Source organism: Neoaquamicrobium sediminum, assembly GCF_013240295.1.
GTDB lineage: Bacteria > Pseudomonadota > Alphaproteobacteria > Rhizobiales > Rhizobiaceae > Aerobium > Aerobium sediminum.
This window is the reverse complement of the sequence record NZ_JABETK010000001.1, coordinates 884,152-908,110: the sequence shown is the minus strand read 5'-3', so window position 1 is coordinate 908,110 and position 23,959 is coordinate 884,152. Positions and strand designations below refer to the sequence as shown.

At 64.0% G+C, this 23,959-nt stretch carries 26 protein-coding genes and 1 pseudogene; 18 read left to right on the top strand and 9 right to left on the bottom strand.

Features of this window, described 5'->3' with window-relative positions:
• Positions 1-11 precede the first annotated feature (11 nt).
• The 11 genes and pseudogenes from HK436_RS04300 to HK436_RS04250 all read left to right on the top strand — a co-directional run bounded on the left by HK436_RS04300 (position 12) and on the right by HK436_RS04250 (position 10,155).
• Positions 12-1,276 (top strand): annotated as a pseudogene (locus HK436_RS04300) (acetyl-CoA hydrolase/transferase family protein).
• Positions 1,251-2,447: a CaiB/BaiF CoA transferase family protein gene (locus HK436_RS04295; protein WP_173187598.1), complete on the top strand. Its 1,197-nt coding sequence runs from the start codon at positions 1,251-1,253 to the stop codon at positions 2,445-2,447. Before HK436_RS04300 ends, HK436_RS04295 begins: the two are co-directional and overlap by 26 nt.
• Positions 2,448-2,469: 22 nt before the next feature.
• On the top strand, positions 2,470-2,925 hold the full coding sequence (locus HK436_RS04290) for a MaoC family dehydratase (RefSeq protein ID WP_173187597.1): 456 nt from the start codon (positions 2,470-2,472) through the stop codon (positions 2,923-2,925).
• On the top strand, positions 2,925-3,803 hold the full coding sequence (locus tag HK436_RS04285; RefSeq protein WP_173187596.1) for an HpcH/HpaI aldolase/citrate lyase family protein: 879 nt from the start codon (positions 2,925-2,927) through the stop codon (positions 3,801-3,803). The genes HK436_RS04290 and HK436_RS04285 overlap by 1 nt, the downstream gene beginning before the upstream one ends.
• Before the next feature lie 31 nt (positions 3,804-3,834).
• Positions 3,835-4,413, top strand: a complete 579-nt coding sequence (locus HK436_RS04280; protein ID WP_173187595.1) for a TRAP transporter small permease — start codon at positions 3,835-3,837, stop codon at positions 4,411-4,413.
• Positions 4,410-5,696 (top strand): TRAP transporter large permease, encoded by a 1,287-nt coding sequence (locus HK436_RS04275; protein ID WP_173187594.1) that lies wholly within the window; start codon positions 4,410-4,412, stop codon positions 5,694-5,696. Before HK436_RS04280 ends, HK436_RS04275 begins: the two co-directional genes overlap by 4 nt.
• Before the next feature lie 35 nt (positions 5,697-5,731).
• A complete protein-coding gene (locus HK436_RS04270; RefSeq protein WP_173187593.1) occupies positions 5,732-5,980 on the top strand; it encodes a hypothetical protein in 249 nt (82 codons plus the stop codon).
• A 187-nt stretch (positions 5,981-6,167) separates the two neighbouring features.
• Positions 6,168-6,767: a TRAP transporter substrate-binding protein DctP gene (dctP, locus tag HK436_RS04265; protein WP_173187592.1), complete on the top strand. Its 600-nt coding sequence runs from the start codon at positions 6,168-6,170 to the stop codon at positions 6,765-6,767.
• Between the two features lie 54 nt (positions 6,768-6,821).
• Positions 6,822-8,129: an MFS transporter gene (locus tag HK436_RS04260; RefSeq protein ID WP_173187591.1), complete on the top strand. Its 1,308-nt coding sequence runs from the start codon at positions 6,822-6,824 to the stop codon at positions 8,127-8,129.
• 19 nt (positions 8,130-8,148) lie between these two features.
• On the top strand, positions 8,149-8,610 hold the full coding sequence (locus tag HK436_RS04255; RefSeq protein WP_173187590.1) for a MaoC family dehydratase: 462 nt from the start codon (positions 8,149-8,151) through the stop codon (positions 8,608-8,610).
• A gap of 30 nt (positions 8,611-8,640) precedes the next feature.
• On the top strand, positions 8,641-10,155 hold the full coding sequence (locus tag HK436_RS04250) for a class I adenylate-forming enzyme family protein (RefSeq protein WP_173187589.1): 1,515 nt from the start codon (positions 8,641-8,643) through the stop codon (positions 10,153-10,155).
• A 62-nt stretch (positions 10,156-10,217) separates the two neighbouring features.
• On the opposite strand, the gene HK436_RS04245 is transcribed toward HK436_RS04250, so the two are convergent.
• From HK436_RS04245 to HK436_RS31090, 4 genes are read right to left on the bottom strand one after another with little or no spacing between them, the layout of a single operon-like run.
• Positions 10,218-11,210 (bottom strand): TRAP transporter substrate-binding protein, encoded by a 993-nt coding sequence (locus HK436_RS04245; protein ID WP_173187587.1) that lies wholly within the window; start codon positions 11,208-11,210, stop codon positions 10,218-10,220.
• 34 nt (positions 11,211-11,244) lie between these two features.
• A complete protein-coding gene (locus HK436_RS32265; RefSeq protein ID WP_312860490.1) occupies positions 11,245-11,820 on the bottom strand; it encodes an IlvD/Edd family dehydratase in 576 nt (191 codons plus the stop codon).
• A complete protein-coding gene (locus HK436_RS04240) occupies positions 11,721-12,725 on the bottom strand; it encodes a dihydroxy-acid dehydratase domain-containing protein (RefSeq protein ID WP_312860563.1) in 1,005 nt (334 codons plus the stop codon). The genes HK436_RS32265 and HK436_RS04240 overlap by 100 nt, the downstream gene beginning before the upstream one ends.
• Positions 12,644-12,916, bottom strand: coding sequence for a hypothetical protein (locus tag HK436_RS31090; RefSeq protein WP_244648522.1), 273 nt, complete (start codon positions 12,914-12,916; stop codon positions 12,644-12,646). Before HK436_RS31090 ends, HK436_RS04240 begins: the two co-directional genes overlap by 82 nt.
• Before the next feature lie 115 nt (positions 12,917-13,031).
• On the opposite strand from HK436_RS31090, the gene HK436_RS04235 reads away from it, so the two are divergent.
• From HK436_RS04235 to HK436_RS04220, 4 genes are all read left to right on the top strand, one after another.
• Positions 13,032-13,970, top strand: coding sequence for a LysR family transcriptional regulator (locus tag HK436_RS04235; protein ID WP_173187585.1), 939 nt, complete (start codon positions 13,032-13,034; stop codon positions 13,968-13,970).
• A gap of 29 nt (positions 13,971-13,999) precedes the next feature.
• Positions 14,000-14,611 carry a TetR/AcrR family transcriptional regulator gene (locus tag HK436_RS04230; RefSeq protein ID WP_173187583.1) on the top strand — a complete coding sequence of 204 codons (612 nt, stop codon included), beginning with the start codon at positions 14,000-14,002 and terminating at the stop codon, positions 14,609-14,611.
• Positions 14,612-14,696: 85 nt separating this feature from the next.
• Complete coding sequence (locus HK436_RS31085) at positions 14,697-15,401, top strand: MFS transporter (RefSeq protein WP_173187581.1); 705 nt, start codon at positions 14,697-14,699, stop codon at positions 15,399-15,401.
• A complete protein-coding gene (locus tag HK436_RS04220) occupies positions 15,329-15,916 on the top strand; it encodes an MFS transporter (protein ID WP_312860562.1) in 588 nt (195 codons plus the stop codon). The genes HK436_RS31085 and HK436_RS04220 overlap by 73 nt, the downstream gene beginning before the upstream one ends.
• Before the next feature lie 12 nt (positions 15,917-15,928).
• Here HK436_RS04220 and HK436_RS04215 read toward each other — a convergent pair whose 3' ends face one another.
• From HK436_RS04215 to HK436_RS04205, 3 genes are read right to left on the bottom strand one after another with little or no spacing between them, the layout of a single operon-like run.
• Entirely contained in the window at positions 15,929-16,555 is a 627-nt protein-coding gene (locus HK436_RS04215) for an SCO family protein (protein WP_173187579.1), read from the bottom strand.
• Positions 16,552-17,043 (bottom strand): copper chaperone PCu(A)C, encoded by a 492-nt coding sequence (locus tag HK436_RS04210; RefSeq protein WP_244648520.1) that lies wholly within the window; start codon positions 17,041-17,043, stop codon positions 16,552-16,554. Before HK436_RS04210 ends, HK436_RS04215 begins: the two co-directional genes overlap by 4 nt.
• Positions 17,044-17,101: 58 nt before the next feature.
• Positions 17,102-19,387 (bottom strand): heavy metal translocating P-type ATPase, encoded by a 2,286-nt coding sequence (locus HK436_RS04205; protein WP_173187577.1) that lies wholly within the window; start codon positions 19,385-19,387, stop codon positions 17,102-17,104.
• 168 nt (positions 19,388-19,555) lie between these two features.
• Between HK436_RS04205 and HK436_RS04200 the strand changes: the two genes are divergently transcribed.
• Both HK436_RS04200 and HK436_RS04195 read left to right on the top strand, forming a co-directional pair.
• The gene (locus tag HK436_RS04200) at positions 19,556-20,536 is read left to right on the top strand and encodes an endonuclease/exonuclease/phosphatase family protein (RefSeq protein ID WP_244648518.1); all 981 of its coding nucleotides are present in this window, start codon (positions 19,556-19,558) and stop codon (positions 20,534-20,536) included.
• Positions 20,537-20,635: 99 nt separating this feature from the next.
• Positions 20,636-21,091, top strand: coding sequence for a hypothetical protein (locus HK436_RS04195; protein WP_173187573.1), 456 nt, complete (start codon positions 20,636-20,638; stop codon positions 21,089-21,091).
• Between the two features lie 2 nt (positions 21,092-21,093).
• Here the strand turns inward: HK436_RS04195 and HK436_RS04190 are convergent, their stop codons facing one another.
• Positions 21,094-22,440: an Nramp family divalent metal transporter gene (locus HK436_RS04190; RefSeq protein ID WP_173187572.1), complete on the bottom strand. Its 1,347-nt coding sequence runs from the start codon at positions 22,438-22,440 to the stop codon at positions 21,094-21,096.
• 138 nt (positions 22,441-22,578) lie between these two features.
• On the bottom strand, positions 22,579-22,995 hold the full coding sequence (locus HK436_RS04185; protein WP_173187570.1) for a MerR family transcriptional regulator: 417 nt from the start codon (positions 22,993-22,995) through the stop codon (positions 22,579-22,581).
• A gap of 210 nt (positions 22,996-23,205) precedes the next feature.
• On the opposite strand from HK436_RS04185, the gene HK436_RS04180 reads away from it, so the two are divergent.
• Positions 23,206-23,862 (top strand): transglutaminase-like cysteine peptidase, encoded by a 657-nt coding sequence (locus HK436_RS04180; protein WP_173187568.1) that lies wholly within the window; start codon positions 23,206-23,208, stop codon positions 23,860-23,862.
• Positions 23,863-23,959 lie beyond the last annotated feature (97 nt).

Sequence of the window (23,959 nt, the reverse complement as noted above, 5' to 3'; positions counted from 1 at the left end):
GGAGAGGACCGATGCGCGCCGTCGCTGCCGACGATCTCGATCTTGCCTCCCTGCTGCGGCCGGGCGATCGTATCGTCGTCGGCCAGGCGACGGCCGAGCCGCTGACGCTGACCCGGCGGCTGGTCGGCACTGGGGGGCTGCCGCAAGGCTGTTCGGTGTTTCTCGGGGTGCTCAATTCGGACACGTTCGACAGCGCGGACGGGCTGACGCTCGAGGGGTACGGCGCGGTTGGACAAGGTGCGCGGCTGGCGCGTGCCGGCAGGCTGGACGTTCTGCCCTGGCATTATTCGCAGCTTGCACCGGCCTTCGCCGACGGCACGCTGCGCGCCGATTGCGTGCTGATCCAGCTTGCGCCCGCGCTTGAAGGAGACGGCTTCAACCTGGGGCTCGCCAACGACTACGTGCTCGATGCCGCGCGCAAGGCACGGCTGGTGATCGCCGAGATAAACCCGGATGTACCGCGGTGCCATGGTGCACAATGGCCCTCGGACATACCGATCCACATCTGCGTTGCCGCCGAACATCCGCCGCTGCAGCAGCAGGGCGTCGTGCCCGGCGAAACCGAACTGGCAATCGCCGACAATGTCGCTTCGCTGATACCGGATCGGGCCGCACTGCAGCTCGGTGTGGGCGCGATACCGCAGGCAGTGACCGGGAAACTCGCCGGGCACCGCGATCTCGGCCTGCACTCAGGCGCCCTGTTCGATGCCGTCGTCGATCTGATCGAATGCGGCGCGGTGACCAATATGGCCAAGGAATACGATACTGGCGTCAGCGTCGGCGGGATTCTGCTCGGGAGCCGAAGGCTCTACGACTTCGCGAACGACAACCGCGCGTTTTGCCTGCATCCGCCGGCCTGGACACATGCGCACGGAATTCTCGGCGGGTTGTCGCGTTTCTGCGCGATCAATTCGGCGATCGAGGTGGATCTGACCGGCCAGGTCAACGCCGAGACCGCCGGCGGACGCTATCTCGGGGCAGTTGGCGGACAGGTCGATTTCGTGCGGGGTGCGAATGCCTCACGAGGCGGTCGCGCGATCATCGCACTGCCTTCAACCGCGCGAGGCGGTGCGGTCTCGCGCATCGTTGGCCGGGTGGAAACGGTGACTGCGCGCGTTCGGACGCCGACGCGATCGTCACGGAATGGGGTGTTGCCGAGCTGCGCGGCTGCACGCTCTCACAGCGCGTTGAACGCATGATCGCGATCGCTGCGCCGCAGTTCCGGGAAAGCCTGTCTCGCGAATGGCACGATGCGGGGAGGGTCGCCTGTGGCTGAAAACCGCAAGGGGCCGCTTGCCGGCCTGCGTGTCGTCGAGATGGCCGGTATCGGTCCTGCGCCATTTGCCGCGATGCTGCTCGCCGACATGGGCGCCGACGTGGTGCGGATCGACAGGCAGGTCGCGTCGGGGCTGGGCGTGCCGCGCCCCGATCGTTTCAATTTTGCCGGGCGCGGACGGCGTTCGGTTGCACTGGACCTGAAGCGCCCGGAAGGCATCGACTGCGCTCTGGAGCTGATCGACAAGGCGGACGCGCTGGTCGAAGGTTTTCGCCCCGGCGTGATGGAACGGCTGGGCCTCGGCCCCGACGTTTGCCATGCCCGCAATCCGCGCCTCGTTTTCGGCAGACTGACAGGTTGGGGGCAGCAGGGGCCGCTGGCGCAAGCGGCCGGCCACGACCTCAACTACATCGCACTGACAGGTGCGCTCGACGCTATCGGCCGTCGCGGTCAGCCACCGACACCGCCGTTGAATCTGCTGGGCGATTTCGCAGGCGGCAGCCTGCTGATGGCCTTCGGTATCGTCAGCGCGCTGCTTTATGCGCAGCGCACGGGAGAGGGACAGGTCGTGGACGCGGCGATCGTCGACGGGGTTTCGCTGCTCGCCACGCCACTGATGGGCTTGCAGGCAGCCGGGGTTTGGCCGGGCGGGCGCGGCGAAAACATTCTCGACAGTGGCGCGCCGCAATACGACGTCTATCGCTGCGCCGATGGCGGGTACGTCTCCATCGCACCGATCGAGGGCAAGTTCCAGACCGTGCTTTTGAGCGCCATGGGCTTCGATCCGGCAGGCTTTCCCGACATGAACGAGCGCGCCAACTGGGATGAGGCGCGCCGGCTTCTGGCCGAGCGGTTTTCGCAAAAGACGCGGGCGGAATGGTGCGCGTTGCTGGAGGGAACGGACGCCTGCTTCGCACCCGTCCTGTCGTCGGCGGAAGCGTCGTCGCACCCGCACCATGCCGAGCGTGGCACTTTCATCACCGTCGACGGACTGGTGCAGCCGGCACCCGCACCTCGTTTCAGCGGCACGCCCGCTGCGGCGCCGACGCCGCCCGAGGCGCCTGGCCAAAGTGGTGACGCCGTATTGCGCGACTGGGGCATTGCGGAAGAACGCATAGCCGAACTGACGACAACCGGCGTCCTTGGACGCAGAGACAAGAACGCGGACTGAGCGCCGACAAAGGGAGGATCATATGGCAGGTCTCTATTACGAGGAGTTCGAGGTCGGGCAGGAATTCGCGCACGAGCTGACGCGCACCGTGACCGAGCACGACAACATCTCGTTCAGCCTGATGACGATGAACCCGCAGCCGCTGCATGTCGACGCTCATTTCTCTGCGCAGACGGAGTGGGGCAAGCCTTTGTTCAACAGCCTTTACACGCTCGGCATCATGATCGGCATGAGCGTGCAGGACACCACGCTGGGCACCACTGTCGGCAACCTCGGCATGTCCGACGTACGCTTCCCGAAGCCGGTCTTCGCCGGCGATACGCTACGCAGCCATACGAAGATTGTCTCAAAACGCGAGAGCAAGTCGCGCGGCGATGTCGGCATCGTCGAGTTCGAGCACACCTGCACGAACCAGAATGGCGAGGTCGTCGCCGTCTGCAGGCGTGCTGGCATGATGCGCAAGCGGGCGGCTGCGTGATGCGCTCGTTCCTGTTCGTACCGGGTGACAGCGCCCGCAAGTTCGAGAAGGCGCGCGGCGGCAATGCCGATGCGCTGATCATCGACCTTGAGGACTCCGTTTCGGCCGAAGCTAAGGAGGCGGCCCGTGCTGCCACGCGCGCGATGCTCGAAACGACCCGGAACGCCCAGAAATGGTTCGTGCGCGTCAATGCGCTCGACACGGGACTGACGCTCGCCGACCTGACGGCGGTGATGCCGCTGCTTCCCGACGGCATCGTGCTGCCGAAATGCGCCAGCGTGGCGGATGTCGAGAAGCTGGCGTTCTATCTCGATGCCTTCGAGGCGGCATCCGGGCTCGAAGCCGGGTCGACGCGGATCATCGCGGTGGCCACGGAAACCGCCGAATCCATCTTCGGCTTGTCGAGCTACAAGGACGCCAGCCCGCGGCTATGGGGCCTGATGTGGGGCGCGGAGGATCTTGCCGCCTCGCTGGGCGCGACGGAAAACAGCGTCGACGGCGTCTATTCGGAGCCGTTCCGGCTGGCGCGCAACATGTGCCTGATGGGCGCGGCGGCAGCCGGTCTCGCTGCCATCGACACGGTCTGCACCAATATCGGCGATCTTGCTTATGTCGAGGCCGAAGCCAACGCAGCCCGGCGCGACGGCTTCGCGGCCAAGGCGGTCATCCATCCAAGCCATGTCGATCCCGTGAACCGCGCCTTCACGCCGCGGCCGGAGGAGGTCGCGTGGGCCGAGCAGGTGATCGCCGCCTTTGCGGCCGATCCGCGGGCGGGCGTGGTCAAGATAGACGGGAAGATGATCGACAAGCCGCACGAGCGCGCGGCGCGGAAGATCATGGCGATGGTGAACCGGCCCGAAGTGGCCGGCGCCGTCTGAGGGGCCTGATCCACAGGGAGGAGGAAGAAAGATGATGCAAAGTCAGCCGCCCGCAAACGGTGCCTCGGCGCTGCTTGCGCGCATCGAGAGTGTGCTCGCGCTGCTGTCGGGCCTGTCGCTGGGCGCCATCATGCTGATCGTCGTTGCCGACGTGGCGATGCGCTACGTGTTCGCCGCGCCGTTGTCGTGGTCCTATAACCTGATCGGCCTCTATCTCATGGTCGCGGTGTTCTTCTTCGCGTTGTCGGACACGCTGCACAATCACGGCCACATCGCCATCGACATCTTTCAGCACCAGATCCCGCATCGTCCGCGGCATCTGGCTCTGGCGGTCGGCTATCTCCTGTCCTCGGGCCTCATGGCGCTGATCGGCTGGCAGGCCTGGCTGCGGCTCAAATCCGCTTACCTCAACGACGACCGCATTGCGGCCGTCATCCCCTGGCCGACCTGGGTCGCCTATTTCATTGTGGCGGCAGGTTGCTTGGTCATGACACTGCGCTGCGTCTATCGCACCTTCGGTCATGCCGCATCCGGCCTGTCGGGTCGTGACCTCGTCGAGACGCCGCCACCACCGGAAACCGAACCCCATGCCGGGGAGGGCGCGGAATGACCATCGCGCTCGTTCTCCTGGCGCTAGTCGTCATGCTCGTCATCGGTCTGCCAGTTGCCTTGGCCATGGCCGTGTCGGGCGCCATCGGGCTCTACATCTTCGGCGGTCTGCCAGTGCTGTCGGGCATCCTGCGTACGTCGCCGCTGTCGACCGCCAATTCCTACGAGATCATCACGATCCCGATGTTCATCCTGATGGCGGAGTTCGTCATCATCTCGGGCGTCGCAAATGATCTCTTCCGCTCGGCCACCATCTGGGTCGGCCGGCTCAAGGGCGGGGTCGCGATGGCCACCGCGCTTGCGGGCGCCGGCTTCGGCGCGATTTCGGGCTCGAGCACGGCGGCGGCGGCGACGCTCGCCTCGACCTCGATCCCGGCGATGATGAAGGAAGGCTACGAGCCGAAGCTGGCCGGCGGCGTGGTCGCCATTTCCGGCACGCTGGCGATGCTGATCCCGCCATCGATCGCGTTGATTCTGTACGGCATCCTTGCCGACATCTCGATCTCGGCGCTTCTGATCGCAGGCGTCATTCCCGGCCTCATCGTCACCGTCGCGATCATCGCCACCATCGCCATACTGGTCTGGCTCTGGCCTGAATCGGCGCCGGCGGGCCGCGCCTACACGATGCGTGAAAAATTCGCCTCGCTGAAGCGCGTCGGGCCGATGATCCTGCTTTTCTTCGCCGTTACCGGCACGATCTACACCGGCATCGCGACGCCGACCGAGGCTTCCGGCATCGGCGCGTTCGTCGCCATGCTGCTGGCGATCAAGGAAGGCAAACTCAGCCTTCCGGCGTTCTCAGGCGCGCTGCGCCGCGCTGCGCAGACAAGCTGCATGATCCTGTTCATCATCCTTGGTGCGCACATCTTCGGCTACTACTTCACGCTGGCGCGGGTCACCAACGACCTGACGACCTGGGTGGGAGGCCTGCCGTTCTCGCCGATGACCATCATGGTCTTCATCCTGCTCGGCTATATCGTGCTTGGCTTCATCATGGACCAGATCGCGATCCTGATCCTGACCGTGCCAGTAGTGTTGCCACTGGTCATCTCGCTCGGATTTGACCCGATCTGGTTCGGCGTCATCATCGTGGTCACCGCCGAGGTTGGCATGGTGACGCCGCCGCTCGGCATGAACGTCTTCGTCGTCGCACGATACACACGCCGCCCGCTCGGCGAACTGTTCCGGGGCGTAATGCCCCACGTCTGGGCGCATCTGCTCGTCATCGCACTGCTCACCGCCTTTCCGGCCATCATCCTGTGGCTTCCGTCCACGATGCAATGACCGCAAGGCAATCGTTCAAGAAGGAGGAGAACGTCATGAAATACCAACTGCATAGAACATTGCTTGCCGCGTCCGTGGTGGGCGCTGCCCTGGCTGCCGGCAACGCCGCGCAGGCCCAGGAACTGACCCTGCGTATCGGCGACAGCTTTCCCGTCGGCCACTACATCCCCGAGAACATGACCAAGTTCTGGATGGAGCGCGTAACCGAGCTGAGCGGCGGCGAAGTCGCGTTCGACTATTACCCCGCGAACAGCTCGGCAAGGCGAAGGACCTGCTGTCGCTGACGCAGACCGGGGTGATGGACATCGGCTATGTCGGCGCATCCTATGTCAGCGACAAGCTGCCGCTGTCGTCGGTCGCCGAGCTGCCGGAAAACTTCACGACTTCCTGCAAGGGCACCAAGGCATTCTGGAGATCGCCAAGCCAGGCGGCGCGCTCGATCAGGCGGAGTTCGCGCCGAACGGCGTACGCGTGCTCCTCGTCATGGTGCTGCCGCCATACCAGGTGCTGACGTCGAATTCGGAAATCACCGATCTCAACAGCCTGCGCAACCTCAAGCTGCGCACGACCGGCGGTGCCAAGGAAATCGCGACCACCAAGATCGGCGCGGTGCCGGTGCAGATTTCCGCCCCGGAGACACGCGATGCGCTTTCGCGCGGAACCATCGACGGCGTGCTTTTCCCGCATTCGAGCGTGCTGCCTTACGACATCCATCCGCTGCTGAAATACGGCACGCAGGACGTGAATTTCGGGTCCTTCGTGGTCACATACGTGATTTCGCAGGAGCGCTGGGACGCGCTTGATGAGGACGTGCAGGCGGCGCTCGTGCAGGCCGGCGACGAAGCCATCACCAAGGGGTGTGAAGCCGCCGACGACCTCGATCTCAAGGACAAGCAGACGATTGCCGATTCCGGCGTCACCTTCGTCAGCCTGCCCGACGAGGACAAGGCCCGCCTCGGCGAGCTGATGGGCGAGGTCAGCCAGCAATGGGCTTCCGACCTCGACGCCCGCGGGCGTCCGGGAACGGATATCCTCAACGCGTTCCGCGCCGCGCTCGAAAAGGCCGACTGATCGCATATGAACCGCCCCGGTGCGAGCCGGGGCGGTCTTCCACTGTAGGCATCCATGACCTCTCGCGGCGATCCTGAAGACAAACCGGCGTACCAACGCGGTTCGCGGAACGAGCTTGCACTGGCCGGGCTGGTCGTGGCCATCGGTTTTCTGTTCAACTTCACCGCGCGCGGCGTGGTCGACACCTTCATGGTGTTCATGCTGCCGCTGGAGGCGGAGTTCGGCTGGAGCCGCTCGACGCTCACCGGCGTCTATTCCTTCTATCTCATCACGGTCGGCCTTATGGCGCCGCTGTCCGGCATGATGCTCGACAGGCTGGGCCCACGCGCCACCTACGGGTTCGGGCTGTGTGTGCTGATCGCGGCGACCTGGGCTGCTTCCACCACCACCGCCTTGTGGCATATCTACCTCTTCATCGGCGTATTCTGCGGTGTCGCCGCCTCTGCGCTCGGCATGGTGCCGGCGGCAGCCCTGATCGGCCGCTGGTTCGACCGCAACATGAGCCTGGCCATCGCCATAGCCTATGCCGGCTTCGGTTCCGGCATCCTCGTCATCGTGCCGTTGGCGCAGGCTGGTATCGATGCCTATGGCTGGCGCGAGACATATCGTCTGATTGCCATGGCCCTCGTCTGCGTAATGCCGCTGCTGCTGCTGCCGTGGGGGCGTATCCGCCAGGGACGCGTGCGGCCCTCCGCTGCCGAGCCGCTTGCCGACCAGCCGGCCATGGCGGTGTCGAGACCAACCGGCTGGACCATCCGCAGCGCGGTAAAGACGCGCGAGTTCTGGCTTCTGGTACAGGTCTTCTTCTTCACCGCCTGCGGCGTCTACAGCGTCGTCGTCGTGCAGACCGTGCCCTATCTCGTGGAGCAGGGCTATCCGCCGATCGAGGCCGCACTCGCCTTCGGCGCTTCGGGCATGCTTTCGATCTTCGGCGTCGTCTTCGCCGGCTGGCTCTGCGCGCGTTTCGGCAACCGCTTCACGGCGACGCTGTCCTTCACGGGAACCTTTCTGGGCGCCAGCGCGCTACTTGCCTACTCGGCCGTCGCCAGCCCGTTCCTCATCCTGGTCTATGTGCTTGCATTCGGTGTGAGCCAGGGCGCGCGCGGGCCGATCGTATCGACCCTGACGGCACGCATCTTCGCGAGGGGCGCGGTGGCTTCGATCTTCGGCACGATCTTCATGATGATGTCGTTCGGCTCGGCGTTCGGCGCCTGGATTTCGGGATTCCTGCATGATTTGACGGGCGACTATCGCGCTGCCTTCATCTTCTCCGGCGTCTCGATCCTGTGTGCCTGTTCGCCATTCTGGATTTCGACGCGACTATGCCACCCGCGTACGCTTCAGCCGCCGCCGGCAGAGTGACAATCTGAAAGGAACCGACATGAAACTGCTCGGAGAAGGATTTCGCTGGAACGACCTTTCGGTCGGCCAGCAGTTCCGCACATTTGGACGCACCATCACCGAAACCGACATCGTCAATTTCATATCCTGCGTCGGCATGCTGGAGTCGCTGTTCGTCGACAAGGAATACCGCGCGCAGCACTCGGCGATCCCGGGCCGCCCGGCGCCGGCCGCGCTGGTCTATGCCCTGGCCGAGGGGCTTGTGCTCAACGCGACCGGGCAGGGCACGGGGCTTGCATTCCTGCACATGGAGCTGAATGTGGAGGGACCGGTGCTGGAAGGCGATACGATTCATGTCGAGATCGAAGTGATCGAGGTGCGCGCGGCGAGCAAGGGGGCCCGAGGTCTCGTGCGCACGCGCAATCGCATCGTCAACCAGCGCGGCGAAGCCGTCATCGTCTATACGCCGCTGAGGCTGATGGAAGGGCGGGCAACGGACTGACACGGCGACGCCGCTAACAGGAGGACACGCATGAACCTAGCCGACTGGCTGGACGCCACGGCCCGGGCAAAACCCGACGCGCCGGCGATCTTCGAGGGTACCGAGCTCTACGCGACCTATGCCGGTTTCGCGGCACGGGTGCGTGCACTGGCGGCAGGCCTGCAGGCCGCGCACGACCTCAAGGCTGGTGACCGCGTCGCCGTCTTCATGAAGAACTGCCCGGCCTATCTCGAACTTTTCTATGCGGTTTGGTGGTTCGGCGGCACCATCGTGCCGATCAACAGCAAGCTGCATCCCCGCGAGGCGGCGTGGATTACGGGTGACGCCGGTGCGGCGGTTCTCGTCTGCGACGGTGACGGGCTGGGCGCGGATGCAGGCCTGCCGGCCGACTGCGCACAGATCGCCGTAGGCTCGCCGCAATGGTCCGCCCTCTTCGAGCAGGTTGAGGGAGATGCCTCGCCGGCGCGCGTGTCGGGGGATGATATTGCCTGGCTGTTCTACACATCGGGCACGACCGGCCGACCCAAGGGCGTCATGCTGACCCATTGGAACATGCGCGTGGCAACGCTTGCCTATGCGCTGGATGTCGACCAGCCCGCACCGGACCAGGCGACGATTTATGCGGCGCCCATTTCGCACGGCGCCGGCATCTACAACTTCGTCTTCGTGCGCGCCGGCGGTAGTCACGTGTTCCCGCTGTCGCGCGGCTTCGACCCGGCCGAGATCGAGGCGCTGTCGCGCCATTTTGGCCAGGCGGTGATGTTTGCCGCGCCCACCATGGTCAAGCGCATGATCGAGGCCGCCAAGGCTTCGGGCTATCGCGGCGAGGGCATCCGCACCGTCGTCTATGGCGGCGGCCCGATGTATGCGGCCGACATCGACGAGGCGCTGTCGCTGTTTGGCCCTCGCTTCGTCCAGATCTACGGACAGGGCGAGACGCCGATGACGATCACGTCGCTGACCCGCGAACTCGTTGCCGACGAGACGCATCCGCACTGGCGAGAGCGCCGTGCCTCCGTCGGGCAGGCTATGTCCTGCGTTGAGGTGCGCATCGCGAACGACGGCGAGGATGTGCAACCCGGCGAAGCGGGCGAAATCCTCGTTCGTGGTGCGACAGTGATGAAGGGCTATTGGCGCAACGAAAAGGCGACGGCTGAGACCCTACGTAACGGTTGGCTCCATACCGGCGACATCGGCCGGCTCGACGAGGACGGCTTCCTTACGCTCACCGACCGTGCCAAGGACCTGATCATCTCCGGCGGCACCAACATCTATCCGCGCGAGGTCGAGGAGGTGGTGGCCCGGCATCCCGGCGTGCTCGAGGTCTCGGTCGTCGGCCAGCCGAGCGCGGAGTGGGGCGAGGATGTCGTAGCCTTCGTGGTGCCGCGCGGCGAAGGCGCCTGCGATGCCAAGGTGCTCGACGCATGGTGCCGCGCCGAGATGGCGTCTTTCAAGAAGCCGAAGCGTTATGTTTTCTGCGCCGAACTGCCGAAGAACAGCTACGGCAAGGTGCTCAAGACGGAACTGCGCAAGCAACTGGCCTAGGCAGGCACGATTGTGGTTGGCATTGGAGCGCCGATGCCAACCACACGATCAGGTTCGCAAGGCTACTTACTTGCGATGATCTGGTCGACAAGCTCCTTGCCAAATGTGCCGTAGTAGGTCTCATACGCAGTCGTCAGCGCCTTCTGAAAAGCAGCGCGTTGCTCCGCGCTGAGTTCTCCGACGTCCATTCCCGCTTCCTTGAGCTGTGCGACGCCGGAGGTCTCGACGTCGTCGACGAAGCCGCGCATGGCGGTCACGGCTTCGGAGGCCGCGTTGCGGAAGATCTCCTGGTCCTCTTCCGACATGCCGTCCCAGAGCTGCTTGGAGACGAGCAGCATCGCCGGCGAATAGACGTGGCCCGACAGGGTCAGGTACTTCTGCACTTCCGACAGCTTGGCGGACGTGATGACCGACAGCGGGTTCTCCTGGCCGTCGATGGTGCCCTGCTGCAGGGCGCCGATCACCTCCGGCCATGCCATCGGGGTGGGAGCCGCGCCCAGCGCCTCGAAGGCGGTGATGTGGGTCGGGTTTTCCATCGTGCGCAGCTTCAGGCCGGCGACGTCGGCAGGCCCTGCAATGGCGTTGCGGTTGTTGGTGATGTGGCGGAAGCCCTGCTCGCCCCAGGCAAGTGCGACCAGGCCGACATCGTCGAACTTTGCCAGGATCTCCTGGCCGATCGGACCGTCGAGCACGGCGCGGGCATGGGCAAGGTCACGGAACAGGAAGGGGATGTCGAAGACGCCGGTCTCCGGCACGAAGTTCGACAGCGTGCCGGACGAGACGATGGTCGCCTCGACGGTGCCGAGCTGCACGCCCTCGATGACCTCGCGCTCGCCGCCGAGACCGGAGGAGGGGAAGTGGCGGAACACATGGCGGCCGTCGGTCTCGGCCTCGACGACCTCCTGCCACTTCTCGGCAGCCACGCCGTAATGCGACGTCGTCGCCAGAGCATAGCCGAGCTTTACCTCCTGCTGCGCGTAGGCGAAGACCGACAAGGCCAAGGTCGTTGCAGCGGCGAATATCGTGCCGGCGATGTGTCTAACGTAGTGGTTCATGTTTCTTCCTCCCTGTTGAAGATTGTGACGCAACCTATCCCGTGACGGCTCCCTTGCTGGCGGGGCTGGCGAGCGCTGCGAATTTGGCGAGTACGCCACGCGTGTAGCGCGGCTTCGGCTGGGTCCAGTTGCGCCGTCTGCGCTCGATCTCGTCGTCATCGACGTCGAGCTGGATCAGACGCGAGGGTGCGTCGATGGTAATCATGTCGCCTTCCTCGACCAGCGCGATGGTGCCGCCCTCGAAGGCTTCCGGCGTGACGTGGCCGACGAGCAGTCCCCATGATCCGCCGGAAAACCGCCCGTCGGTGATGAGGCCGACCTTGTCGCCGAGGCCGCGCCCCACGATGGCTGACGTCGGCGCCAGCATTTCAGGCATGCCCGGCCCGCCCTTGGGGCCGAGATAGCGCAGCACCAGCACGTCGCCGGGACGGATCGCATCCGACAGGATGGCGTGCATGGCGCTCTCCTCATCCTCGAACACGCGTGCCGGCCCGGTAATCGATGTCGATTTCAACCCGGTGATCTTCGCGACGGCACCGTCTTCGGCGAGATTGCCGCGCAGGATCGCCAGATGGCCCTCCTTGTAGAGTGCATCTTCGACGGGACGCACAACGTCCTGATCGGCAGGGGGCTGGCCGGCACCTGCGCCAGCTCTTCAGCGATGGTCCTGCCGGTAATGGTCAGGCAGTCGCCGTTGAGCATCCCGGCTTCGAGCAACAGCTTCAGCACCTGCGGCACGCCGCCCTGCCGGTGCAGGTCGACGGCCATGTATTGACCCGATGGCTTCAGGTCGCAGATGACCGGCACCTTGCGCCGCATCCGTTCGAAGTCCTCCAGCGTCCATTCGACTTCAGCCGCATGGCAGATGGCGAGGTAGTGGAGGACTGCATTGGTGGAGCCGCCGGTCGCCATGACCAGCGCGATGGCGTTTTCGACGCTCTGCCTGGTGATGATGTCGCGCGGCTTTATCCCCTTCTTCACCGCCTCGACGAGCACGCGCGCCGACTCCGCCGTGGACTCCAGCTTTTCGCCGTCGACGTTCGCCATGGTCGAAGACCCCATCAGCGACATGCCGAGGGCCTCGAAGGAGGAACTCATCGTGTTGGCCGTGTACATGCCGCCGCAGGCGCCGGTGGTGGGGCAGGCATTGTGTTCTATGCCTTCGAAATCCTCCCGGCTCATCGTGCCGGCATTGAATGCTCCTACGGCCTCGAATGCGGAGATGACGGAAAGGTCCTGCTCCTTCCAGCGGCCGGGCTTGATCGTGCCGCCATAAACGTAGATCGCCGGAACGTTTGCCCTAGCGATACCCATCATTCCGCCGGGCTTGTTCTTGTCGCAGCCGCCGATAACCAGCACCCCGTCCATCCACTGGCCCTGCACGGTGGTTTCAACGCAATCCGCTATGACCTCGCGGGAGACTAGAGAATATTTCATGCCTTCCGTGCCCATGGACATGCCGTCGGAAATCGTGGGCACACCGAAAATCTGGGCATTCGCGCCCGCCGCCTTGATCGCCGCAGCGGCGGCGTCGGCCAGCGGTTGGAGACCAGCATTGCAGGGGTGATGGTGGAGTGACCGTTGGCAATGCCGATCATCGGCTTGTCGAAATCGTCGCTGGTGTAGCCGAGGGCGCGAAACATGGCGCGATTGGGTGCGCGCTCATTGCCCTGCGAGATCGTTTTCGATCGCTCGTTATGTGGCACTGGCTGACTCCTCCGGCTGGCTTAGGCGGAGCCAAGCATAAACCCGAGTGAATTAATCCAGGAAATCTATTTATTATATGGTATTAGGTCGGCAAGAATATTAATGAGGTGCAACATGGAACTGCGCCAGCTTCGTCATTTCGTCGCCGTTGCGGAAGAACTGCATTTTGGCCGCGCCGCCGAACGGCTGGGCATCACCCAACCACCGCTCAGCCAGAGTATCCAGGCGCTCGAAGCCGAACTCGGCCTATCGCTGTTTTTTCGGACCAAGCGGAGTGTGCGGCTGAGCCCCGTGGGGCAGGAATGGCTGCCCTATGCGCGGCGGATCCTCGACGAGGCCGCGGTGCTGCCGGACCTCGCGCGCCGTCTGTCGCGTGGCGAAGTCGGCACGGTGCGTTTGGCGTTTGTCAGCTTCGTCAGCTACAGCTTCCTGCCGCCGCTGGTACGTCGCTTCAAGCAGTCATTCCCGGAGGTGGAACTGGTGATGAGCGAGGCGACGAGCGATGTGCAGATCGAGGCGCTTCTCGGCGGCGAGCTGGATGCCGGATTGATTATCCCTCCGCCAAACCGCGCAGTGCCCGTCCCGCTTGGCTATGTGCCTGTCGTGTCCGAGGAGCTTGTGGTCGCGGTACCGTCGGCGTGGATCGAGGCCGGGCAGATTGCGCCTGTCGGCGGAGCGGTGTCGTTCGACCATCTGCGCGACAAGCCGCTCATCCTGTTTCCAAGGCAGGGTGCGCCCGCGCTTCACGATGTTGTCACCCGCTATTACGCGGATCAGGGCGCGCGTCCGTTCATCGCGCAACATGCGATGCAGATGCAGACGATCGTCAACCTGGTCGCGGAAGGCATGGGGATCGCCTTCGTGCCGGGCTGCATGCGCAGTCTCGCGCCGCCGGGGGTCACATATCTGAAGCTCGGCGGAACGGCTCCGGTGACGGAGGTGGGCGTGGCCTGGAGACCCGACAGCGCGTCGGAAGCACTCAGGCAACTGGTCGATATGGCAACGAGCGCTCGGGAAGGCCCGTTGCGGAATGATGCCGCTCGAGCAAACTGATTGCGCCAGCCAGAGAGGGGATAGCGCCAATGTCGGAAACCACGCGATCCAGGATCGTCGATGCCGCGGAAACCCTTTTCTATGCGCATGGCCTGCGCAGCGTCAGTGTCGACGCGATCGCGGCGCAGGCCGGCGTGACCAAGCGGACGCTATATTATCACTTCGAAAGCAAGGATGCGTTGATCGCCGCCTATCTGGAGGCGCGCGACGCGTCGACGCGCAGCCGGTATCGCGATTGGCTGGGTGATGACGACCGGCCGTTGCCCGACAGGATCGGGCGTATGTTTGTGGCGCTGGCTTCGCATGCGGCGCAGCCGAAGTGGCGCGGCTGCGGGTTTACCCGCGCGGCCGTCGAACTGGCTGGACAGCCGGGCCATCCGGCAGTGTTGATGGCGGCGGACCACAAGCGGCGTTTCGAGGCGTGGCTGGCCGAAGAATTGCGGAGCAGCGGCGCCGGGGACCCGGAAACGCTTGCGCAGCAGGTGATGCTGCTGCTCGAAGGCGCTATCGCCCTGATGCTCGTCCACCGCGACGTGACATACGCGCGGGTGGCCGGCGAGGCTGCCGCCACGCTTGTTTCCAGCCGGATTGCTAACCGGCTCGGCTCCGGCCGGAACGTGGAGGTGCGCGCCGTCGGCTGAAGCCAATCGGCATGTATACCGACTAGTGAGTTTCGCCTTTCCGGTGCGGGCTTATCGTCGGGGGAACTCGTCGAGGAGGATTCCCGTGCCGCAGCCGATTGCCAGACAATGGACGCCAGCTCTGATCCTGTGCCTTGTAGCCGCCGGCACCATCCTTTCGCTTTCGATGGGGCTGCGGCAAAGTCTGGGTCTGTTCATGGAGCCGATGGTGCGCGCGACCGGCATCACGGTGGCAACGTTCGGCTTCGCGATGGCGCTTCAAAACCTTGCCTGGGGTATCGGGCAGCCGTTCATGGGCGCCTTGTGCGACCGCTTCGGCGGGCGTCTGGTCGTCGTGATCGCTGCTGCGCTGTATTGCGCCGGCCTCTACATGACCGCCTCGGGCGGGCATTTCGGGCTCTACATTGGCGGTGGGCTGCTGATCGGCCTGGCGGTGGCGGCAACCTCGCACGGCGTGCTGGTCGGTATCGTTTCACGCCTTGCGGCACCTGCCGTGCGTGCGACGGCGGTTTCGATCCTGGCAGCCGTCGGTTCGCTCGGTACCTTCGTCGTTGCACCTGCCGCGCAGGTAATGATCGACGCCTGGTCCTGGCAGGGCGCGCTCGGTGGTCTCGCCTTGCTGGCGGCATCGATGGCGGCTGTGGCGTTGCTGTTTCGGCGAGGGGTGTCGATCCGGTCGCTTCAAGTCCGGCGCGCCGCGTCGATGCACGCAGTGCGATTGCCGAGGCCCTCGCCAACCGCACATTCGTCATCACGACCTTTGCCTTCTTCGCCTGTGGTTTCCAGTTGATATTCATCGCGACGCATTTGCCGAACTTCATCGCCATATGCGGCCTGCCGCCTTCCGTCGGCGCCGAGGCGATTGCGCTCATCGGCATATGCAATGCAGTGGGAACGCTGGTTGCAGGCTATCTGTGCCAGCGCTGGGGCAACCGGAACGTGCTGGCGCTGATCTACCTGTTGCGTACCGCGTCGGTTGCCATCTTCTTCGCGCTGCCCGTCAGCGTCGAGACGACGCTGGTCTTTGCAGCGGCCATGGGCTTCCTGTGGCTGAGTGTCGTTCCTCCGGTCAGCGGCCTCATCAACGGATTGTTCGGCCCGGCGAATTTCGGCGCCCTGTTCGGTGTCATGTTCATGAGCCACCAGGTCGGCGCTTTCCTCGGCGCCTGGCTGGGTGGCCTGAGCTACCAGTGGAGCGGCAGCTATTCGATTGGCTGGGTGTCCCTCATCGTAGTCGGCGTTCTGGCGGCAATGCTGCAACTGACCGCCGCCGATGACCGCGCGCGGGCCCTGCGCCAGCAGTGAACGAACTCGCTGTTAGCCTTGTACGGTATTCGCCATCCGTGCGAGCCGCCGCAGCTTCTCCAGTTTCGTTTCGCGCGGCTCGTGCATGTCCATCATGCCGGTGAATCCGCCGTCGGGCCGCATGAGGAAGACGCCGGCCGTGTGGTCCATCGTGTATCCGCCCGTCTCGAGCGGCACCTTTTTCGCGTAGGCGGAAAAGGACTTCAGCGTGTTCTCTGTTTCCGTAGCCGACCCACGAAGCGCGGTTATGCGGCTGTCGAAGGACGTCATGTAGCTCGAAAGCGCGGCCGGCGTATCCCGTTCCGGGTCGACGGTGACGAATAGGACCTCGAAGCTATCTGCGTCCGGACCGAGATCGGCCATCAGGTCCGTGAGTTCGAAGAGCGTCGTGGGACAGATGTCCGGGCAATAGGTGAAGCCGAAAAACACGATATACGGGCGACCGGCAAGCGACTGGTTGTCGATGCGTTTGCCTGCGGGCGTCAGAAGCGAGAACGGGCCGCCGACCTTTGCCGTTCCGCTGGCTGTTGTCTGCCGGCCAACCTGGCTTTCGGGAAACTGCATCGAGATGAGCAGAAAGCCACCAAGCACGAAGACAGCCGCCCACACGGCCAGCCGGAATAGCCGGAGGCCCTTCATGGCTTGTGACCTGCATGCTCGCCGTCCCCGGTTGCTCCGCCCAGGGCTGTGCGCTGGATCACGAACTCGATGTCGATCGTTCCCGACCGCGCGAACTCAAGCGTTGCCTTGAAGCTGTCTCCTTCGACCAGTTGCCGGTCCGGGCCTATGAGCATCAGATGCATGCCTCCGGGTGCAAGCTCGATGGTTGCGCCGGGCGCAATCTCAGCGCCGTCGGGAAGGAGCCGCATGCGTGCGACACCGTCGTCCATCGTCATCTGGTGAATCTCGATGCGCGACGCGATCGGTGTGGAGCCGCCAAGCAGCCTGTCAGGTTCCGATCCTGTGTTTGTGACTGTCAGATAGGCCCCCGCTACCGGGGCGGACGCCGCCGTAACCCGCGCCCAGGGGTGGTCGATCACGACAGCGCCGGAAGAAAATTCATGCGCTGACGCGGCTGTGGAACAGAGCGTCCCGGCCAGCAGGACGACTTTGAATGGCAATGACAAGAAACGGCTCCCTCAATGAACGGTTTTTCGAATGCGGCAATTGGCGATCGAGCCTCGATCAGCTTTCCGAGATGCCTTTCCAGCCGAGCAGGCGCATGGCGTTCGCCGTGACAAGCACCGTGGCGCCCGTGTCGGCCAGAATGGCGGGCCACAACCCGGTCACTCCGAGAACCGTGGTCACCAGGAAAACGGCTTTGAGGCCGAGCGAGATGGTTATGTTCTGGAAGATGTTACGCATCGTCAGGCGCGACAGCGTGACCATGTTGGCGACATCGATGACACGACCATGCAGAACCGCAGCGTCCGCGGTCTCGAGCGCCACGTCGGTTCCGCCGCCCATGGCGATTCCGATGTCGGCTGCGGCAAGTGCGGGAGCGTCGTTGATGCCGTCTCCAACCTTGGCGACAAACCTGCCTGCCTTGCGCAGTTCGCCGACGATCTTCTGCTTGTCCTGCGGCATCAGTTCTGCCCGGGCTTCCATGCCCAGGGTGCTTGCGATTGCCTTCGCCGTGCGCCGGTTGTCGCCGGTGAGCATGATCGTTTCAGCACCGAGATCGCGCAGCGCAGCGATGCCCGCCCTGGCATCCTCGCGCGGCTCGTCGCGCATCGCGATGAGGCCGGCGACGGTGTCTGCCACAAGCAGCACAGACACCGTCTTGCCCTCGTCGTTCAGGGCGGCGATGCGCGCTGACAGTGTCTCGTCCAGCACGACCTTTTCGGACGCCGCGCGCGGGGAGGCCAGAAATAGCTTCACACCGTCGACGGTGCCCACGACTCCCTTGCCACCTACGGCACCGGCATCCGATGCCGCTGTCACGGCCACCTTCTCGTCGTCGGCCTTTGCCAGTATGGCGGTTGCCAGCGGATGGCCCGATCCCGCTTCAAGGGCGGCTGCCAGCCGCAGAACCTCGTGCTTCGTGCGATCGATCGCGATGATGTCTGTAACCTTGGGCTTACCTTCTGTGAGCGTTCCGGTCTTGTCGAATGCCACGCTGTCGACCTTGCCGAGATTCTCCAGAATGGCCCCGCCCTTCATCAGCAGACCACGTCGGGCGCCGGCCGAAAGGGCAGCGGCAATTGCCGCCGGCGTTGAAATCACGAGGGCGCAAGGGCAACCGATCAAAAGTGCGGCGAGCCCGCGATAGATCCATGTCTCCCAGTCTGCGCCGGTAAGCAGCGGCGGCAGGATGGCGATCAGTGCCGCCACGACCATCACGCCAGGCGTGTAATATTTTGCGAACCGGTCAATGAAGCGCTCGGTCGGTGCCTTGGTCTCCTGTGCTTCCTCGACGAGCGCGATAATGCGGGAGATGGTGTTGTCGGCGGCGGCAGCAGTGACCCGAACCCGCAACACGCCTTCCTGATTTATGGTGCCTGCAAAGACGACGTCGCCGGGCTCCTTGCGCTTTGGCACGGATTCGCCGGTGATCGGCGCTTCGTCGACCGCGCTTTCGCCACTGACCACTACGCCGTCCGCAGGGATCCTGTCGCCCGGCCGTGTGAGCACGACCATATCGACCCCGAGGCTTTCCGCCGCCACCGTTTCCGTTGCGCCGTCGCGCTCGACAAGCGCGGTCTTCGGCATCAACGTTGCAAGTGCGCGTATCGAGGCGCGGGCGCGGCCCGTCGCGATCCCCTCGAGCAATTCGCCGACGAGGAAGAGCACCACGACGACGGCTGCCTCTTCCGCCGCATCGATGACAACCGCACCCACCGCTGCGATCGTCATCAACGTCTCAATGGTGAACGGGCTGCCGTTCGTGGCCCCGGCAAGCGCGCGGCGCGCAATGGGAATCAGTCCGATGGCCATGGCGATGATGAAACCCCATGGCTGCGTCTGCGGGAAAAGCTTGGCGGCCACGAAAGCTATGGCAAGCGCTGCGCCGCAGGCGATGGTCAGCCGCGCCTTCGATGTCGCCCACCAGGGACCGTCCTGCGGGGCGTGGTCGTGTCCGTGCAGACCCTCCAGCCCGTCAGACTTTTCAGCGCGCGAGCTGTTCCTGGACGAACCCGAATGGCTGGTCGGTTCGCCCGTTCCATGTCGGGCGCCATGCTCGTGCGCGTGGTCGCCGGTGCAGCCCTGCGCTGCCTTGGCCTTTGCGTCCGCCGGGCTCTGCGCGTTCCCCGCAGGGACTGTCTTGTAGCCCAGCCCGCTTACCTTCCGCGATACCGCGGCGACATCGAGGCTGTCGTCGTGCTCGACAGTCATGGTGCCGGCGACAACCGAGACTTTGACATCGGCAACGGACGGCATGCGGCGTACCGCGGTATCGATTTTCGCCGCGCAACTCGCGCAATCCATGCCTTCGACCCTGAAGCGGGTCTGGCGGCTCGAAACGGTCATTGTAGACACTCCTGACTCACAGGAGTGTCGGTATAAGACCTCTAGTGGCTAGAGAGACAAGGGGTGGCGCAGGAAATCTTAACCTGCGCCGTGCGTCAGATTGACTTCTTGGCGCGGTGCGTGCCTCTGCGTCACTTTAGAAATGGGTGTTATATGAGGGGGCGGCATTTGGGTGCTTTTGGGAAATACGCCCGCATTGTGCGGCTGCTGGTTGTGCTGACGGTGGCGACGCAAGCCGTCTTCGCCGCGGCGGCTCTCGTGTCCCTGTTCCTTTCACGCCATGTGTGGGCTGCGGACATGGCCAACTTCCTGCGCCCGCACCTGTTCCTTGCTGGCGCGGGCCTTTTCGTGTTCGGCTTTGCCCTGCCGTCCCGATGGGCCAGGGCAGGCGGTGTTCTCGCACTCGTCGCCGCCGCCGTTCCCTTTTTTCTCCTGCCGGCTCCCGCGCCATCGACGCCCGGAACGGCGATCTCCATGGTGAGCGCCAACATCTATGTCGACAACCCGGACCCCTCGGGTTTTCTTGCGATACCGGAAGTCGCCAGCGCCGACATCGTGGTTCTGCAGGAGATGACGCCGTTGTGGCAGGATGCGCTGGTGGCCAGCGGCCTGTGGCCCCACGAGAGCAGCCGAGACCTTGACGCCAACACGGATATGAAGCTGTTCAGCCGGTTTCCCGTCTTGGACGAGAGGACGGTTTCGCCGCAAAGCACGGATACCGGCGGCCGCTTCGCGGTCCGCTATGAAGTGCTCGTTGGCGAGCGGACGGTGGTCGTCTACGCGGTGCACCCGCAGACGCCCAGAACCCCGCCGATGTGGCGCGAGCGCAGCGCCTATCTCCGCGACCTTGCCGAGGCTCTCAAATCCGAACCGCCTGAGACACCGGTTATCGTGGCGGGCGACTGGAATACACCGTCCTGGTCTCCCTTCTTCCAGGACCTGCTGTCGTCGACCGGCTACCGCACGACCGAATCGCGCTGGTGGCCGGCTCCGACGCGCTTCAGCACGAGATACGGGGCGGTGACGCAGTTGGGCACCCCGATCGATCGCATTATCGTCTCGCCGTCGGTCGGCCTCGAAGATCTGTCGACGGGCCCTACATTTGGATCGAACCATCTTCCGGTCATCGCGAGGCTGACCATTCCGTAGCGCTCTCAAGCGGCCGGGTTCCCGGGGCGCTCGGCCTACAGGCGGGGATACAAGACGCATGCGATTGACATCACTTTTCGTGCGCCAGCGGTCGTGTTGATGCTCTGCACGGCGGCCACCGCCGCCGAGCCGCCGGTTGGGGTTTTCCTGTTTTATCCGCAAGAGGGCGGTGCGCCGACATCCGCCGATTGCGAGGCACTGGTCCGCGAGGTGAAGCCGTCCGTCGAGAAGGCCGAGGCCTGGCGCTGGGGCCGCGCACCAATGGGCGCCGACCTGGAATTCTATCTGTTCCTCGACCGGGACAGGATGGAGCCGACCTACGCGGCGGAGGGAGACTACGATTCCGGTACGGTCCGGTGGGGCGAGACGCGGGGCGGCGAGACGGGTTTCGACCTAGTCCCCGACGATCATCCGGAAGTCACGATCAAAGGTTCGGTGCAGACGCGGCCGGGCAGCCCGGTTGTCGCCGTCACGCTGCGCGGCGTCCCTTCGTCGGAGGGCAAGCAGGACCGGACGTCGTATTTCTGCCGTTTCGAGGATGAGATGCGGGCCTGATCCTAAGCGCGTTCCGACAGGAAATCCGCGATCAACTTGATGTTGAGCGCCGCGATGATGAACGCGATTGCGAATGCGAACGCGGCCAGCCCGCGCGGAGCGACGAGTGCGCCCATCTTGCGTTTGTCCGCCGTGAACATCACCAGTGGAAAGACTGCGAAGGACAGTTGCAGGCTCAGGACAACCTGGGTGAGGATCAACAGACGCGCCGTGCCGCTTTCGCCATACCAGATGGTGACGGCCGCCGCCGGCACGATGGCGATCGCCCGGGTCACCAGCCTGCGCAGCCACGGCGGCAGCCTGATGTCGAGAAAGCCTTCCATCACGATCTGGCCCGCAAGCGTCGCTGTCACGGTTGAATTGATACCGGAACACAGAAGCGCAACGCCAAAGAGCGTCGGTGCGATCGCGGCGCCGAGCAGCGGCGCCAGCAGGCTGTGCGCCTCGCCCAACTCGACGATTTCCGTTCGTCCGGTGGCATTGAATGTCGCGGCGGCGAGGATCAGGATCGCCGCATTGATACAGAGCGCGAACATCAGCGCGACCGTCGAGTCGATGGTGGCGAACTTCAACGCCTCCCGCTTCTCGGTCAGGCTGTCGCCGTAGTTACGGGTCTGGATGATACCGGAGTGCAGATAGAGGTTATGCGGCATCACCGTGGCGCCGAGGATGCCGAGCGCGAGATAGAGCATTTCAGGATTGCTTACGATCTCCGTCGTCGGCGCAAAGCCTCTTATGACGTCACCCCAGTCGGGATCGGCCAGCACGATCTGCAGCGCGAAGCAGACGGCGATGATGCCGAGCAGGGCAATCACCAGCGCTTCAACCCACCGGAACCCGAGCTTCTGGAGGTAGAGGATCAGGAAGACATCCAGCGCGGTGATGATCACGCCGATTTCCAGCGGAATGCCGAAAAGCAGGTTGAGCCCGATGGCCGTTCCAATCACCTCGGCGATGTCGGTGGCGATGATCGCGATCTCCGCAAGAAACCATAAAACGCGCGATACCCACACCGGGTAGGCGTCCCTGCATGCCTGGGCGAGATCGCGGCCGGATGCGATCGCCAGCCGCGCGCAAAGCGACTGCAGGACGATCGCCATGATGTTGGAGATCAGGGCGACCACGAGAAGCGTGTAGCCGAACCTTGAGCCTCCGGCGATCGACGTCGCCCAGTTGCCAGGGTCCATATAGCCCACGGCAACGAGATAGCCCGGCCCGAAGAAAGCCGCTGCCCTTCGCCAGGACGATCCGCCGGCGCGCACCGGGACCGACCGGTGAACGTCCGACATCGAAGGCACTTTGGGTCTGCTGCTCCAGCCTCCGGGAGGGTCTGGCGTTGGATCGGTCATGGACGCGCAATCATATGCAGTTGCAATTCATTTGCAAATAAAGCCGGTTCTGCATATTTTGCAAGCCGTTCCTTCCGCGCGGCAGTGTCCGCGCAGGATTGCTGCATAGAGAGGCTGGAGGCCTGCTTCTCGCCTGGGCTACTGATGCTCGCTTTCGCACATCTCGTGGTTGGCGAGCGACTGCAGGACGTAGCAGTCCTTGATATGGTCGCCATGACAGCAGGTGGCGATACGCCCGAGTTCCGTTTCCAACGTCTGCAGCCTGGCGATTTTCTCGCGCACGCTCTGGAGCTGGCGAACAGCAATCTGGTCGGCATCGGCGCAGGGGCGTTCCGGATGGGCGCTCAGCTCCAGAAGCTCCCTGATGGCCTCGATCGTGAAACCGAGATCACGTGCGTGCTTTATGAGCGAAAGACGGTCCCTGTCGCGGAGCCCGTAGCGACGCTGGTTCCCCTCCGACCGTTCGGCAGCCGCCATCAGTCCCATCTGCTCGTAGTAGCGGATGGTGGGAATCTTGACGCCCGTCTGGCGGGAGAGGGTTCCGATCGTCAGCATCAAATCCTCCAGTCTCTAGAGATATTAGCCACAACGAAGCGGTTTGTAACTGGCCTTTCGCCGCATTGGAACAAACCATGTTGGTCAACGAAAACTTGCTGCGACGCAGGCAATTTTCAGAAAAGTTGTATCTAATTCAAGTATCTGATTTTTCAGCGTTTTCAGGCGATTAAAGTATCTCTTCCCCACGGACAACGGGGAGACGACCAGATGATACGCCTGATGCTCGGCACCTTCGTGCTCATGATGTCGTGCGTTGCTGCTTCGGCCAATGCCTTTCATTTCAATCCCACCCAACCGACCAGTGCGCGCAACATGCTGACCTTTGGCACAACGAGCATGCCCGTCGGCTATTACAACTACTGCCGCAACTATGCCGAGCGCTGCGCTCGGGCACCGGAAGGGCCGTCGGTCCAGCTCACCAAGCCGCGCTGGCGCGAGATTGTCGCGGTCAATGCCGAGGTGAACCAAGCTGTCGCACCGCTGACCGACATGGAGATTTTCGGGGTCGAGGAACGTTGGGAATATCCGACTACGGTCGGAGACTGCGAGGATTACGCGCTGATGAAGCGCAAGCGGCTGAACGAGATGGGGTATCCCCTCGGAGCCCTTCTGCTCACCGTTGCGCGCGACGCCAGTGGCGGAGGTCATGCGGTCCTGACCGTCGTGACGGATCTCGGCGACTTCATTCTCGACAACGTCGAGCAGAAGGTGCTGCCCTGGCAGGAAACGGAAATCTATTACCTCAAGCGCCAATCGCAGGATGACCTGAATCTTTGGGTCAGTCTCGTTGACGAGACCGCACCTCTCGCCTTTTCGGGCGGGAAAAGCGCTCCTTCGACCGCGGCCGCGAGGGAGAAGAGGTAGAGCGCAGCCTCGGCGAAGAGCATCTCCGTTGCATTATGCCCAAGCGCTAGACAGACAAGCCGCAACACCACTGAAAGTGTGAGGTAGGTGGCCGCTC

Excerpts from the sequence above, each read along its gene's own strand:
- HK436_RS04185 (WP_173187570.1), bottom strand. The coding sequence starts at position 22,995 with ATGCTGACGATCGGAACCCTCTCCCGCCAGACGGGCGTCAAGATTCCC.
- HK436_RS04215 (WP_173187579.1), bottom strand. The coding sequence starts at position 16,555 with ATGAAGGGCCTCCGGCTATTCCGGCTGGCCGTGTGGGCGGCTGTCTTC.
- HK436_RS04250 (WP_173187589.1), top strand. The coding sequence starts at position 8,641 with ATGAACCTAGCCGACTGGCTGGACGCCACGGCCCGGGCAAAACCCGAC.
- HK436_RS04275 (WP_173187594.1), top strand. The coding sequence starts at position 4,410 with ATGACCATCGCGCTCGTTCTCCTGGCGCTAGTCGTCATGCTCGTCATC.
- HK436_RS04245 (WP_173187587.1), bottom strand. The coding sequence starts at position 11,210 with ATGAACCACTACGTTAGACACATCGCCGGCACGATATTCGCCGCTGCA.
- HK436_RS04295 (WP_173187598.1), top strand. The coding sequence starts at position 1,251 with ATGCGGGGAGGGTCGCCTGTGGCTGAAAACCGCAAGGGGCCGCTTGCC.
- HK436_RS04195 (WP_173187573.1), top strand. The coding sequence starts at position 20,636 with ATGCTCTGCACGGCGGCCACCGCCGCCGAGCCGCCGGTTGGGGTTTTC.
- HK436_RS04260 (WP_173187591.1), top strand. The coding sequence starts at position 6,822 with ATGACCTCTCGCGGCGATCCTGAAGACAAACCGGCGTACCAACGCGGT.
- HK436_RS04180 (WP_173187568.1), top strand. The coding sequence starts at position 23,206 with ATGATACGCCTGATGCTCGGCACCTTCGTGCTCATGATGTCGTGCGTT.
- HK436_RS04205 (WP_173187577.1), bottom strand. The coding sequence starts at position 19,387 with ATGACCGTTTCGAGCCGCCAGACCCGCTTCAGGGTCGAAGGCATGGAT.
- HK436_RS04190 (WP_173187572.1), bottom strand. The coding sequence starts at position 22,440 with ATGACCGATCCAACGCCAGACCCTCCCGGAGGCTGGAGCAGCAGACCC.
- HK436_RS04290 (WP_173187597.1), top strand. The coding sequence starts at position 2,470 with ATGGCAGGTCTCTATTACGAGGAGTTCGAGGTCGGGCAGGAATTCGCG.
- HK436_RS04235 (WP_173187585.1), top strand. The coding sequence starts at position 13,032 with ATGGAACTGCGCCAGCTTCGTCATTTCGTCGCCGTTGCGGAAGAACTG.
- HK436_RS04285 (WP_173187596.1), top strand. The coding sequence starts at position 2,925 with ATGCGCTCGTTCCTGTTCGTACCGGGTGACAGCGCCCGCAAGTTCGAG.
- HK436_RS04230 (WP_173187583.1), top strand. The coding sequence starts at position 14,000 with ATGTCGGAAACCACGCGATCCAGGATCGTCGATGCCGCGGAAACCCTT.
- HK436_RS04280 (WP_173187595.1), top strand. The coding sequence starts at position 3,835 with ATGATGCAAAGTCAGCCGCCCGCAAACGGTGCCTCGGCGCTGCTTGCG.
- HK436_RS04270 (WP_173187593.1), top strand. The coding sequence starts at position 5,732 with ATGAAATACCAACTGCATAGAACATTGCTTGCCGCGTCCGTGGTGGGC.
- HK436_RS04255 (WP_173187590.1), top strand. The coding sequence starts at position 8,149 with ATGAAACTGCTCGGAGAAGGATTTCGCTGGAACGACCTTTCGGTCGGC.